A 13,508-nucleotide genomic window follows, 5' to 3' on the forward strand; every position below is an offset into this window, starting at 1 on the left:
GATGCACACTAGAAGCACAAGACTTTTAAATTTTTAGAATAATGAAACGGATAAAACAGGAGCCATGCTTGAACGCACACAGGTCTTCGTCGATACCTCTTATCTACTCGCGAGCTTTTATAACTCGTGGGAAATCGGCGCTAGAGCCCAATTAGAAATCGATCTCCCCGAGGTAGTGGCAACCCTTGGCAATATGATCCAAAGCCAGTTAGGACAACCCGTACATCGCCAACTGTGGTACGACGGCATTCCCGATTCCGGCCCGCATCGTTACCAGCGGGCATTACGAACATGCGATGGCGTCCAGTTACGTGCTGGCCAGCTTATTGAGTGGGGTGAGCGTCGTACGCAAAAAGGCGTGGATACTCGCCTTGTAGCAGACATGGTGCTTGCAGGGGCGCGTCGTGAGTTCACCGACATAGTTCTCGTCTCTGGCGACGCCGACATGATTCCAGGCGTACAAGAAGCCGTGAATGCCGGTGTTCGCGTCCACCTCTACGGATTTGGCTGGGATTCCATGTCTTCGGCGTTGCGCCATTGCTGCGACTCCACGACTATTCTCGACCCCCGCGAAGACTTCACCGACTGCATGCAGTTGGAAATCCTCGAAGGCCCCCTGCCACCTGTTGTTCGCGCCCAGAACGATGAATTGCTGGATGAAAACGACGAACACGCGGATGTCATGGCCGCTCGCGACGATAGCGCAGACCCGGTTTTCTCAGAGAAAACTCCCGAGTCCAACGACCTCACAGACACCGCAACGCCACCGCCGTTCCCCACAGGCTCCGCACTCCCGCACCGTCCGGGCGAGCCAGTATTGTCCGTCGAAGATTGCCTTGCAGAGACCCCAGAGAATCACGGCCAGTCCGCAGATCGTACCAGCTATACGCCCACCAAAGACCTCGATAACGACACCCCTGCAGACAAGGTTATCGACAAACCAGGAGTCATAAACGCCACGTCAACAGAGCCGCCAAAACCCGGCGCGCACCTTGTCGGCGATAATACTTCCGTCACAATAACCTCCACCGTGGAGGAATCCGTAGAGGTTACGCTCGAGCGCACGTCCACGGAGTCCGAGGAGAAAGGGTCCTCTCCCCGGCCGACTCCCAGCCCATCTATGATGGCACCGCGACGCAAGCTCCGCTCCCGATACGTCCCCCTCCCCAACGAGGTATGGTCTTCTGCCGGCTACCAGACCCCCTACGACGTGGGACGTCAGTACGCCATATGGTGGTATGACAATGCCGCGACACCTGAACAACGCGATTCCGCCCACCTATTGTCCGGAGGCGGGCTCCCCCCAGAGATCGACCGGCCTCTTCTGCAATTCGCATGCGAAACGCTCCACGAGTACACGCTCACAGAAGCTCAACGTGTGGGCCTACGCGATGGATTCCACTCCGGTATACGGGGGCTTCTGATTAACAACCAGAAGGAAAGCTAACGGGATAAAAAGAACAAGGGGCTCATACTCCTGCAGTGAAATTCTGTCAGAGTATGAGCCCCTTGATTGTGCTGAGGAGAGTTACCAGTGAACTCGACGAGGATTACTCAGCGGATTTTTCTTCCTTCTCACTTTTTTCGTCTTTTTCACCCGTGGGAGCTGCGGGAGCCGCATCATCCTGGGGAGCCTCGTCCTTAGCCGACTTCTCTGCTTCACCCTCACCGGATTTCAGCTCTTTTGCCGGCTGCTCTGCTGCGTCGAGCTGTCCACGCATTTGCGCACGGATCTCCTCTAGTCTGGCAGAAGCGCGCATGTCCGCTCCAACAGCATCAATCTCCTGGATACGGTCTCCCATGGTGTTGTGCATGAGCTCTTGAGCACCAAGTGCGTCAGCGTAGCGTCGTTCGATCTTCTCCCGAACTTGATCCAATGATGGAACATCGCGATCCGGATCGAGCGCCGTGATCTGATCCATCGCCTTGGTTGATGCTTCCTGCATCTTGGTCTGCTTGACCTGGCTCGAGAGCTGATCAATCTGCCCAAGCTGCTCGTGGAGGCGTGCCTCAGATTCCTTGACCTGCCTGGTCGCTTGCTCAGAGGCAGATACTGCCTGGGAGTGTAGCGCTTTAGTTTCTTCTATCTGCTGCTCAACGCTTACCAGCTGAGTTGCATAGATCTCTGCGACATTGAGTGATTCTTGCTTCTTTACCGGATCGGCTTCATTATCGCTTACCTCAATAGCGTTGCGAGCCTTCTGCTGGAGATCTTTTTGATCCGCAAGCAGACGGTTAAGCTTCATTTCCAGCTGGTTTTTATTGCCTATGACAGCAGCAGCTTGCTCACTAATCTTCTGATGCTGATCTTTAGCAGCATCAGTAGCCTGCTTAATTTGCACCATTGGATCAGCATTTTCATCGATCTTCTGGTCCAAGGATGCAGTCAAGTACTTCCAACCTTTAGCGAATGGGTTTGCCATGGAATGCTCCTAGTCTGTTCCTCGAGTAAAAGAATCGCTTGTGAAAATGTGTACGCCTTCAGCGAAGGCACAGATCATGTAGACCTTATGCTTATCGACGTCCGCCAGCCGTACGTTACGGCCAGCTCGTCCCCGTCCCGTAGGTTGGGTACACCCCACAATTCTAGGTAATTCTCAGCGCAGCCGCTGGTAATTCGATAAGAGAAACCATCCGTATATCCCCCAATAAAAGGCATCTTTTCGGATAAGTCCCCAAAGGTAGCAGGCCTTCTCTGGCAACTACCTTCCCAATCTGGGTTTTAGGTTAAAAACACCAACAGCCCTAAAGCCATAGCTTTTCATCGTTTCAAGGCTCTCCCCCTCTTTTAAAAAAGAAATATTTCTATAACAAATAAAGGCGATTTAAATTAAAATTTATAATTCCGTAAGTTTGGTGCCATTTCACAAACAACAAGTGACATTCGCCTCTACACCAGCCAAAGTTGGGTCCTGGAATCTAAGGCAGCCACGCAGCAAAAACAAAAGGGTCTGATTCCAGTGCACTACTGAAATCAGGCCCTTAATTTCCCTGCCATAACACGGAGAGATGCACGCGCTTATAGATGCGCGCCCTTTCGCTTAAGCGTTATTATTCTGCTCAGCGATCTGACGCTTCACGTCCTCCATGTCAAGACCCTTGACCTGGCCAATAAGGTCTTCCAATGCAGCGGCCGGAAGTGCGCCAGCTTCGCGGTACACCAAGATTCCCTCGCGGAAAATCATGAGCGTAGGAATCGACTGAATCTGCAAAGCGGCCGCCAGCCCCTGGTTCGCCTCAGTGTCAAGCTTGGCAAAGACAACGTCAGTGTGGTTCTCGGAAGCTTTTTCAAAGGTCGGTGCGAATGCGCGGCAGGGGCCGCACCATGATGCCCATGCGTCGACGATAACGATTCCGTCCGTGGTAACTGTCTGCTCGAATGTGTCTTCCGTTACATCAATCGTTGCCATTGCAATAACTCCTCACGGTTATTTGTCGTGTTCTAATGAAAGTCAACGAGTATCAATTCAACAATATTCCCTTGGGGTCTTGTTGGAGCAAAGCGCAGTAATGGCAACACAGTTACTAGCTCAGAACTCACGGCACTACTTCTTGGGTAGCGTAGAAAGAGTGGCGCAACCTCTGAAGCAGACCACTAAAAATGCGTTTTATTAAAAGATAAGGGTGAATATTCAATGACTAAGAACTATTTTGTTGAAGGCATGACCTGCGCACACTGTGTTGCCTCTGTCACCGAGGAGGTCAATGAGGTTCCAGGCACTCAGGGAGTGGATGTTGATCTTGAGACCGGCCGCCTTATTGTCACTGGCCAAGATTTCACCGACGCTGAGATAGCAGCAGCAGTCAAAGAAGCTGGTTTCTCCATCAAAGAGCAGTAATTCTGCGATACCCCCGGCGATGTAGCACTCACCACCCGCTACGTCGCCGGTTTTACTGTTTATAGGAATAGGCCAGCCTCCCCAATCGTTGGATAAAAGCATTAGGGCGCAGAAGCGAGGTTAAGCATCCGGAAATGACTAACACCACTCCCATTTCACCCGTCACCATCGAGCTTGGTGTCACCGGTATGACGTGTACGTCCTGTTCAGGACGAGTGCAACGCAAGCTCAATAAGTTGGACGGCGTGGAAGCCAGCGTGAATTTTGCCACGGAGACAGCCCAGGTGAGCTTCGACCCCGCTGGCGTGACGTCGACACAGCTTATCGACGTCATCCGCGGCGCCGGATACGACGCTTTTATACTCGCCGACGAGGCACAGGGTGGCGCCGATAATACCCCCGAGACTGCCGTAGACGCTACGGAAGCAGCCCGCGACCACCACGCTGAAGAGCTCAAGAACCGGCTCGTCTACTCCGCTGTGTTAGCCATCCCTGTGTTCGCAATGTCCATGATCCCCGCTCTGCAGTTTGATAACTGGCAGTGGCTTTCCTTCGCGCTTGCGTCTCCAGTTTTCTTCTGGGGTGGGGCTCCCTTCCACAAAGCCACGTTGGCGAACCTCAAACACGGCTCTTTTACCATGGACACGCTCATTACCCTCGGGACGAGCGCAGCGTACGCATGGTCTGTGTGGGCCCTCTTTATAGGCAACGCTGGCGAGCCTGGAATGCGGATGTACATGAGCTTCTCGGCCCATGCTCACGGGGGCATGGATGAAATTTACCTGGAATCCGTTGCGGTTGTGATCGTGTTCTTATTGCTAGGACGCTGGTTTGAAACACGCGCAAAGGGCCAGAGCAGCGCGGCTTTGCGTGAGCTGCTTTCCATGGGAGCAAAAGATGCAGCTGTGCTTCGCGACGGACGCGAGATACGCGTACCCATCGGGGAACTCGCAGTCAACGATGTCTTTGTGGTGCGGCCTGGGGAGAAAATCTCCACGGACGGCGTAGTCATAGAGGGGCACTCTGCCGTTGATGAGTCGATGCTCACCGGCGAACCCGTACCCGTGGAGGTCACCCCAGGGGCAGCGGTGACGGGGGCTACCCTCAATACCTCGGGCAGACTGTTGGTTCGTGCAACTCGTGTTGGCTCGGAGACCACTCTGGCTCAGATGGGACGGCTCGTTTCCGACGCTCAGGCCCGCAAAGCCCCTGTCCAAAAACTCGTAGACCGTATCTCCCAGGTTTTTGTCCCCGTCATCGTCGTCATAGCCTTGATCACCTTGGGAGTTCATCTGTGGCTAGGAAACCCCACGGCGGATTCTTTCGGCGCAGCGGTCGCGGTCCTCATTATCGCCTGCCCTTGCGCACTAGGGCTAGCCACGCCTACCGCCTTGCTAGTAGGCACCGGCCGGGGTGCACAACTCGGCTTGCTCATTAAAGGGCCAGAAGTCTTAGAGTCCACACGCAAGGTGGACACAATCGTTCTGGATAAGACCGGAACACTGACGCAAGGAACAATGACGGTCACTCAGGTCTCTCCGGTAGAACACTGGACATCTGCTGAGGTTCTGCGGTTTGCTGGCGCTGTAGAACATGCTTCAGAGCATCCCATCGCCCGAGCAATTACAGCCGCTGCCCGTCAATCCGCTACAACAGCTCTCCCCTCCGTTTCTGATTTCACCAGTACGCCCGGCGCGGGAGTCCACGGAGTGGTCCTCGACGAGGAAGGGATCAAACGTGAGGTGAGCGTGGGCCGACGTAACAACGTAGCCCCCCAAAGCCCCCAAAAGATCATCGATCTCGTGGCGGCGACGGAATCCACTGGCGGCACTGCCGTGGTGGTTACTGTGGATGGAAAACCCAGTGGAGTTATTACCGTCCAGGACGAGATCAAAGAAAGCGCAGCGGAGGCCGTCGAAAAGCTACGGGGATTGGGCCTTACCCCCGTGCTCTTGACGGGAGACAACCAGGGAGCAGCCAGCGCAGTCGCAGATCAGCTCGGCATTCAGACGGTTATCGCTGGGGTGCTTCCCGAGGGCAAAGTGACGACGGTTCGCACGCTGCAGGAGCAAGGCAAGGTCGTGGCCATGGTAGGTGACGGCATTAACGACGCCGCCGCCCTCGCACAGGCCGACCTGGGCCTTGCCATGGGCACCGGCACCGACGTAGCCATTGAAGCTGCCGACATCACCCTTATGAATGGCGATCCCCGCACTATTGTCGACGCAATCCTGCTATCCCGTAAAACGCTTACCACCATCAAAGGCAACCTGTTCTGGGCGTTCGCCTACAACGTGGTATTGGTTCCAGTTGCCGCGTTGGGGCTCCTCAACCCGCTGTTCGCAGGAATAGCGATGGCATTTAGCTCAGTGTTTGTGGTGAGTAACTCGCTACGATTGCGTTCCTTCCGAGGCAGCGTGCACTGACTCCTGACCTAGTTAAGCCCTGTGTGAGATACATCCTGATCTGTATTTCACACAGGGTTTTGTCTTACAAGAGGTCCGTCCTGGCGTTTTCACCCATGCAATCGTTACCAAAAACAGGCCGTTCTTATTTTAATATTAAGTAAAATCTTTACTATTGCATTACTTTTGCTCATGTATTTATTATGTTAAGGAACTTTTATCGTTTTCGTTGACAGGAATCGTGATGCACTTGAAGAAAATCCAATCAATAGCACTCGCCGTTGCCGTAGCCGCAAGCAGCTCCGTGGTACATGCAGGGGCCGCACAAGCCACCGAAAAAGAACTTCTCAACAGCAACTGCATTCCCGTAGCCCAAGGTGTTAGTGCCCAGTCCGCAGCAGCTGCAGATACGTTTTGCAATCTGCCCAGAGACATTCGGGTTGCCCATGAAAGCAACTCCTCGTCCTATGTACTCGAAAAAGGAAAAGACGCCAATGGGAAGTACTACTACCTCATTGAAGTAATTCTCAAGGACAAAGACGGGCTCCCCGTTACCCGCGAGTGGCTAGACGAAGGGAATCGGCTCATCGACTATGTCGAGCTAGAAAAGCACAATGTAGGGCAAAAATTTACATTTGAACGTGCACGATCAGTCATAAATGGAGAAGGCCTCGTCTTCAAAGCGTCCTTTGACAAGCTCAATGAAGACGGTACAAAACCAGTCAAACTTAAGTACCGCGCTGCACAGGCAAACACCGTGGTAGTTCCCGGCACCGAAGGTCCCTTTGAATCAAGGTTCCCTCACGGATCCTCCTCACACGGACACGGCTTCCTCTCATGGCTCCTCGGCGCCGGCGCAGGAATCCTGGCACTGACCGGCCTAGGCTGGCTCTTCACCCATAAGATCTTCCATAGATAAACCCACGTTTCGGCTTTTGCCCTGTTAGAAAGCGGATTTCACCAAAAATCCCCTCCCAGACAACAGGGCAAAAGCCGCTACTTTTAGTAACGTTTACATATTTATCTATGTGAAAGGAACAATAAATTTTAGGGAAAGTGGTAAAAATCTCCGGTCTGTTTTTCTTATAAAACTTGTATCGCTCCTCACACTGTGGTGTTGTTGGGAAATAAAGCGACCGCTGCATACTTACTGGATGCAGCGATCATCCTTTTTTAACAAAAGTGGATACCCCTCTTTTCTTCGCGCTCCTGGAGAACACACTTATGCCCAGTTCAGCTTCCGTCTCTGCAGATCGTCTGACTAGGAACGACAGACTTGATCGGCTCCCGTTCACTCCAAAACACCGCCGGTTGCTATGGGGATCTGGCATTGGTTGGGCCCTTGATGCGATGGATGTGGGCCTCATCTCGTTTATTATGGCGGCTCTCGTCGCACACTGGGGGCTGAGCCATACTCAAACATCATGGTTAGCATCGGCGGGGTTCATCGGAATGGCGATCGGCGCTACCTTGGGCGGTCTTCTAGCAGACCGCTTTGGACGTCGACATATTTTTGCGATCACTTTGTTGATCTATGGACTTGCTACTGGCGCTTCAGCTCTATCCATGAGCCTCGGTGTTCTGATCATCTTCCGATTTATCGTAGGACTGGGGCTTGGTGCAGAGCTACCTGTCGCATCCACGTTGGTTTCTGAGTTCTCCCCACGAGTTATTCGGGGCCGCATGGTGGTAGCTCTTGAAGCTTTCTGGGCCCTTGGTTGGATTGCCGCCGCATGTATCGGCGCCTTTGTTATTAGCGGTTCCTCCAACGGCTGGCGATGGGCACTAGCCTTGGGTTGCATCCCTGCGCTTTACTCTCTTTATGTCCGCCTAGGACTGCCGGAATCGGTTCGCTTCCTCGAAGCTAAGGGACGCCACCAGGAAGCCGAGCAGGTTGTGCGTTCTTTTGAACAAAGCGCCGAAGCTGATGGCTGTGACGTATCCAAGCTCATAACGCTCTCTCCCACCGAGAGAGAAGACGACGCGGGAGAAAACCAAGGAATCTTTTCCGGTATGTATCGGAAGCGCACCATTGCATTGTGGGTTATTTGGTTCTGTATCAATCTCTCCTACTACGGCGCCTTTATCTGGATCCCGTCGCTGCTTGTCTCTAGCGGTTTTCCGCTGGTTAAATCCTTTGAGTTCACGCTGATCATCACACTGGCTCAGCTACCGGGTTATGCGGTGTCCGCATGGTTGATCGAAAAATGGGGCCGTCGCTCTACGCTGGTGTTCTTCCTCATTGGTTCTGCGTGTGCCGCAGGGTTCTATAGCGTATCCAGCACAGAGACCATGATCATCATGGCAGGATGCTGCTTGTCCTTCTTCAACCTTGGCGCTTGGGGTGCTCTCTATGCCATCGGGCCCGAGCTGTACCCGTCTCGTATGAGAGGCGCTGGTACCGGGGCTGCTGCTGGCTTTGGCCGCATCGCGTCTATCATCGCGCCGCTCATCGTTCCACCCGTCGTAGCTATCGGTGGAACTATGGCCCTCTTTGGTCTTTTCGGCGCGGCTTTTGCCATCGCAGCTGCCGCCACCCTTTTGCTACCGGAGCAAAAGGGTAAGGCACTTACTTAAGCGTGGACTAACCGCGAGCCATATCCACAAACCGCGAGTAATGCAGCTGGTGGGCCACCTGCACGGTATCAATCGGCCCGCCACGATGCTTGGCCAGGATAATGTCGGCTTCCCCGGCGCGCTCATTTTCCTTGTCCTGTGAGTCTGGGCGATAGAGAAGCATAACCATGTCGGCGTCCTGCTCCAGAGAGCCCGATTCACGGAGGTCCGCGAGCTGGGGGCGTTTGTCGGTACGCGACTCAGGGCCACGGTTGAGCTGGGAGATAGCGATCAGGGGAACATCGAGTTCCTTAGCCAATAGCTTTAATTGACGGGAGAACTCCGAGACCTCTTGCTGACGCGACTCCACCCGACGGCCGGAGCTCATGAGCTGAAGGTAATCCACCACGATCATCTGCAGATCGTATTTCTGCTTCAGCTTTCGCGCCTTCGAGCGAATCTCCATCATGGTGAGGTTGGCAGAGTCGTCGATAAAGATAGGAGCCTGCTCAATCTGGCCGACGCGGATTGCCAATTTAGACCAGGCGGCGTCGTCAAGCTTGCCCGAACGCATGTCAGAGAGCCGAACCTCGGCTTCCGCCGAGATCAAACGCATAGCGATCTCAGACTTTGACATTTCTAGGGAAAAAATCACTGCGGCTTTTTCGTTCTTAATCGCGCAAGAACGCACGAAGTCCAACGCCAGCGTGGATTTACCCACACCAGGTCGAGCCGCAACAATGATCATCTGACCGCCATGCAGACCGTTGGTAAGGTTATCCAGATCGATGAATCCGGTGGGAACGCCCATGGCCAAACCACCGTGGGCTGAAATATCATCCAGCTCTTCCATCGTGGGCCCAATGATGTCCCCCAGCACCGCGTAATCCTCAGCGCTGCCTTTCTTATTGACCTTGAAGACCTCTTGTTGCGCAAGATCAATCACGGATTCAATCTCAGCACCCTCAGTACCTTCATAGCCCAGCTGTACAACACGCGTTCCGGCGTCGACAAGCTGGCGTAATAAGGCTTTTTCCGCGACGATTTCCGCGTAATAGCGGGCGTTAGCGGCGGTAGGGACAGAAGAGATCAGCGTGTGCAGATATGGTGCTCCGCCTACGCGCTCCAGATCATTGTTGCGGTCAAGACGCGCGGCAACGATAACCGGGTCGATCTCCTTGTTGTCGGAGAACAAATCGATCATCGCAGAGTAAATCAGCTGATGCGCCGGGCGATAAAAATCTTCTGGAGTTAAAACCTCCACGATTTCTATCACCGTCTGGGGGCTCAACAGCATAGCCCCCAGCACGCCTTGCTCAGCCTCCACGTCATGTGGGGGCTGGCGGAATTCACTCGTAGGAGCAGCTTCTCGACGCCGAGGGGAATAGGATCGCCCCTCTCCATCCGGCATACGCGGCGCATAGACCTCTACGTCGTTTGGGGCGTCCTCATCACTAGGAGGAACGTAGGCATCATCATCAAAACTTGGCGAGATTCCCGAGGTCATGGAGTCATATCACCTATTTCCCTGCTCGTTTTTACCATCGCGCGCGTAGACACGACGCTCACCTACTCTACCCCCCAAGTACGTCAGCGCTCGTCACCCCTGCCCTTCTTATGCCGCTCTATGGCATCAACAGCCCGGATAAGCCCAAGATGGGAAAAAGCTTGCGGGAAGTTTCCGGCCAGTCTCTGTGCCTGCGGATCATATTCCTCACTGAGCAACCCTAGATCATTGGCATATGCAGCCACGCTATCCAAACGTTCCTGAGCTTCCTCTATCCGGCCAGACATGGCGTACTGCTCAATCAGCCAGAACGTGCAAATAAGAAACGGATACTCATGGCCAGAAAGACCATCAATCCCGTCGTCGGTGCGATAGCGATACACCAGACCGTTGGAGTCAACCAGCTGCTTCTCAATCTGGGCAACCGTGCCCAGCATGCGCGGATCATCTGCGGCCAAGAAACCAGTGTGCGGGATCTGCAGCAAAGACGCATCCACGTGCGTGTTTTCGTAGGCCTGCGTAAAAGATCCCAGCTCCTCGTTATATCCACGCAGCAATAACTCATCCCGCAGGCTGTCGCGGTGATAACGCCACACGTCTGCATCACCGTCTAGCCCGTATTCTTCTACTGCCCGAACCCCTTCATTAAAGGCAGCCCACATCATGACCCGACCATGCGTGAAGTAGTGCAGGTCTCCGCGCATCTCCCAGATGCCGTGGTCTTTCTGGTGAATATTGGTGATCGTATAATCCAGTAGTTTCTTTTGCAGCCCCCAAGAAAACTCATCCTCGGAGTAGCCGGCATCGCGTAGCTTAGCGAGCGCAAGCATTACTTCGCCCACCACGTCGGCCTGATATTGTCCTGCTGCCCCATTACCGATGCGTACCGGACGCGAGTTCTCATAGCCCGCTAGGTGGTCGAGTTCACGTTCCTCTAATTCGCGTTCTCCGCCTAGGCCATACATAATTTGTAGATTTTCCACATCGCCCGCGACCGCTCTCAGAAGCCAATCTCGCCAATTCATCGCGCCTTCTACAAATCCATGCTCGACCATCACTTCGACTGTGAGCGCAGCATCGCGCAACCAGGTATAGCGGTAATCCCAGTTACGCTCCCCACCAAAGTCCTCGGGTAACGATGCAGTAGGGGCCGCCACGATGCCACCAGTATCTGAGTGAGTGAGCGCTCGCAAAACTAAAAGCGAACGCCGCACGAGTTCGCTACGTGTATCGCCTACATCAAGATTCCCAATCCAGTGCTGCCAGAATTCTTTGGTCACATCAAAAGCGGTATCTGTTTTGACTGGCACTGGTGTTTCCTGCCATGAGGGAAACCAGGTCATAGACCAATCAAGTTTTTCTCCAGCTTTCAGGGAAAAGTCTCCGACCAGACGAGGCGCCACAGAACCTTGTCCAGAATGATCGTGGTCCTCATCCGGTTCAGTGGTGTCATAAAGCAGAGGTCCAGCGATAAGAAGTCCATCGGGGCCCGCAACGCAGAGCAAAGCAGGATCCTCGGTTTCAGGGATAGTTATTTGCCTAAACCAGGGCAAGGCACGGGCATAACTAAAACGCACGCGGAGATCATGGGAAACCGTTACTTCGCCTTCCAAGCATTCCACGCTGCGGATGAGATCTGCTTGCACTGTCGACGGCGGCAAGTAGTCGAGTACGCGCGCTTTCCCTGTTGGAGTCTCCCACAGTGTTTCCAGGATAAAGGTATCTGGGATATAGGAACGTGATGTGACTACACCATGGCGCATAAACAACTTCCAACGGCCATCATCTGGGGTTCCCAACAACGCCGCAAAAACTGAAGGGGAGTCAAATCTCGGTAAACACAGCCAGTCCACACTTCCATCGCAAGAAACCAGCGGGCCAGTCTGCAGATCGGAAAGCAACGCGTAGTCCTCAAGAGGTGTGGAACGGTGTCTATTTCCGCTTACCGTATGGTGCTCCTCCGCAAGATGTGGCGTAGCTTTCAACGCCTTCAACGCTTTATCGTTTGAAAAATCGTGCGTGTCTGAATCGTTGTTGTCTTCCTTAGCAATTCCCATGTTTCCTTTTTACCTATACCTTTTCTCCTCTGTTGGGCCCTTGACTTGTCTCATAGAAAATTTCTCTCAGGTTTCACTTCTCGCTCTATTCCCACTACCCCCGCTCATGGTGACGTACACGGCATCACTACCAAGTTATCCACAGGGTTATACACAGCCTCTGTGACTAGAGAAAAAAATCACTGCTCAGTTATCCACAGGCCTTGTGAACAAGTTGTGGATAACCTCGCATACACCCTGAAGGTTTTTCAAAAAACACCAGTTCAAAGCACCTTTTTGAGTCTGTTAATGTTTTACATACCAAAAATAAATCCGGTGTATAACTCACTTAACCTGCACGTTTGACATGGGTTATCCACAGCATATAAAGCGCCTTCATGGCGCTGAGCTGGCAATTTGCTGTGAATGTTTTTCACAACCATCAACAGACCAGATGAGCGGGGGTAATTTCACGCACCGTGCAAGCTCAATGAGTCATCTTTCAGGCGAATAAATATCCATAAAGGCCACCAACGGCAGCACATATGCTACCTGTGAAATCTAAAAAGCCTGCGGGCCCCGTCCCATCCGTATGGATGAAGCGGGGCCCGCAGGTTGCTGTTGTCGTTGGGCTAGTCAAAGCTAGCCGTCGTCAGGCGCGCTTGTTAGGCGGCGACGACCTCGAAGTTAACCGTTGCTGCGATGTCGGAGTGCAGCTTGACGTTCACAGAGAACTTGCCGATGGACTTAACCAGTCGCTTCGACAACTCGATGGAACGCTTGTCCAGGTTCGGACCGCCAGCCTTTTTAACGGCAGCGGCAATATCCTCGGCGGAAACAGAGCCGAAGAGCTTACCCTTCTCAGAGGTCTTCACTGCTACGGTGACACCCTCAAGTGCCTCGAGCTGTGCTTTGACCTCACGTGCATGGTCCAGATCGCGAATAGCGCGAGCTTCCTGGGCACGCTTGATGCCCTCAATCTGCTTCTCTGCGCCGCGGGTGGCTACGATCGCCAGGCCGCGAGGAAGCAGAAGGTTACGTCCGTAGCCGTCCTTAACCTCAACGATGTCACCAGGGACACCGAGGTTTTCAACGGCAGCGGTGAGGATCAGCTTCATGATCCCTGCCTTTCGTGGTACTAACCGAGACCCGATCTCAAGAGACC

General features: G+C 53.6%; 10 protein-coding genes. 5 read left to right on the forward strand and 5 right to left on the reverse strand.

Features of this window, described 5'->3' with window-relative positions:
* Positions 1–64 precede the first annotated feature (64 nt).
* Entirely contained in the window at positions 65–1,447 is a 1,383-nt protein-coding gene (locus tag CKV68_RS06085; protein WP_095075806.1) for an NYN domain-containing protein, read from the forward strand.
* A 103-nt stretch (positions 1,448–1,550) separates the two neighbouring features.
* Here CKV68_RS06085 and CKV68_RS06090 read toward each other — a convergent pair whose 3' ends face one another.
* Both CKV68_RS06090 and trxA read right to left on the reverse strand, forming a co-directional pair.
* The gene (locus CKV68_RS06090) at positions 1,551–2,423 is read right to left on the reverse strand and encodes a PspA/IM30 family protein (protein ID WP_095075807.1); all 873 of its coding nucleotides are present in this window, start codon (positions 2,421–2,423) and stop codon (positions 1,551–1,553) included.
* 618 nt (positions 2,424–3,041) lie between these two features.
* Positions 3,042–3,410 carry a thioredoxin gene (trxA, locus tag CKV68_RS06095; RefSeq protein ID WP_013912598.1) on the reverse strand — a complete coding sequence of 123 codons (369 nt, stop codon included), beginning with the start codon at positions 3,408–3,410 and terminating at the stop codon, positions 3,042–3,044.
* A gap of 225 nt (positions 3,411–3,635) precedes the next feature.
* Here trxA and CKV68_RS06100 point away from each other — a divergent pair, with 225 nt between their 5' ends.
* The 4 genes from CKV68_RS06100 (at position 3,636) to CKV68_RS06115 (ending at position 8,821) form a co-directional block, all read left to right on the forward strand.
* Positions 3,636–3,839 carry a heavy-metal-associated domain-containing protein gene (locus CKV68_RS06100; RefSeq protein ID WP_013912599.1) on the forward strand — a complete coding sequence of 68 codons (204 nt, stop codon included), beginning with the start codon at positions 3,636–3,638 and terminating at the stop codon, positions 3,837–3,839.
* Between the two features lie 134 nt (positions 3,840–3,973).
* Positions 3,974–6,265, forward strand: a complete 2,292-nt coding sequence (locus tag CKV68_RS06105) for a heavy metal translocating P-type ATPase (RefSeq protein WP_095075808.1) — start codon at positions 3,974–3,976, stop codon at positions 6,263–6,265.
* A 223-nt stretch (positions 6,266–6,488) separates the two neighbouring features.
* The gene (locus tag CKV68_RS06110) at positions 6,489–7,163 is read left to right on the forward strand and encodes a hypothetical protein (protein ID WP_095075809.1); all 675 of its coding nucleotides are present in this window, start codon (positions 6,489–6,491) and stop codon (positions 7,161–7,163) included.
* A gap of 305 nt (positions 7,164–7,468) precedes the next feature.
* The gene (locus tag CKV68_RS06115) at positions 7,469–8,821 is read left to right on the forward strand and encodes an MFS transporter (protein ID WP_095075810.1); all 1,353 of its coding nucleotides are present in this window, start codon (positions 7,469–7,471) and stop codon (positions 8,819–8,821) included.
* A 7-nt stretch (positions 8,822–8,828) separates the two neighbouring features.
* Here the strand turns inward: CKV68_RS06115 and dnaB are convergent, their stop codons facing one another.
* The 3 genes from dnaB to rplI all read right to left on the reverse strand — a co-directional run bounded on the left by dnaB (position 8,829) and on the right by rplI (position 13,461).
* A complete protein-coding gene (dnaB, locus tag CKV68_RS06120) occupies positions 8,829–10,307 on the reverse strand; it encodes a replicative DNA helicase (protein ID WP_013912603.1) in 1,479 nt (492 codons plus the stop codon).
* Between the two features lie 83 nt (positions 10,308–10,390).
* Positions 10,391–12,364 carry a glycoside hydrolase family 15 protein gene (locus tag CKV68_RS06125; RefSeq protein WP_014526420.1) on the reverse strand — a complete coding sequence of 658 codons (1,974 nt, stop codon included), beginning with the start codon at positions 12,362–12,364 and terminating at the stop codon, positions 10,391–10,393.
* Between the two features lie 644 nt (positions 12,365–13,008).
* The gene (rplI, locus tag CKV68_RS06135) at positions 13,009–13,461 is read right to left on the reverse strand and encodes a 50S ribosomal protein L9 (RefSeq protein ID WP_013912605.1); all 453 of its coding nucleotides are present in this window, start codon (positions 13,459–13,461) and stop codon (positions 13,009–13,011) included.
* Positions 13,462–13,508 lie beyond the last annotated feature (47 nt).

The organism is Corynebacterium ulcerans, assembly GCF_900187135.1.
Classification (GTDB): domain Bacteria; phylum Actinomycetota; class Actinomycetes; order Mycobacteriales; family Mycobacteriaceae; genus Corynebacterium; species Corynebacterium ulcerans.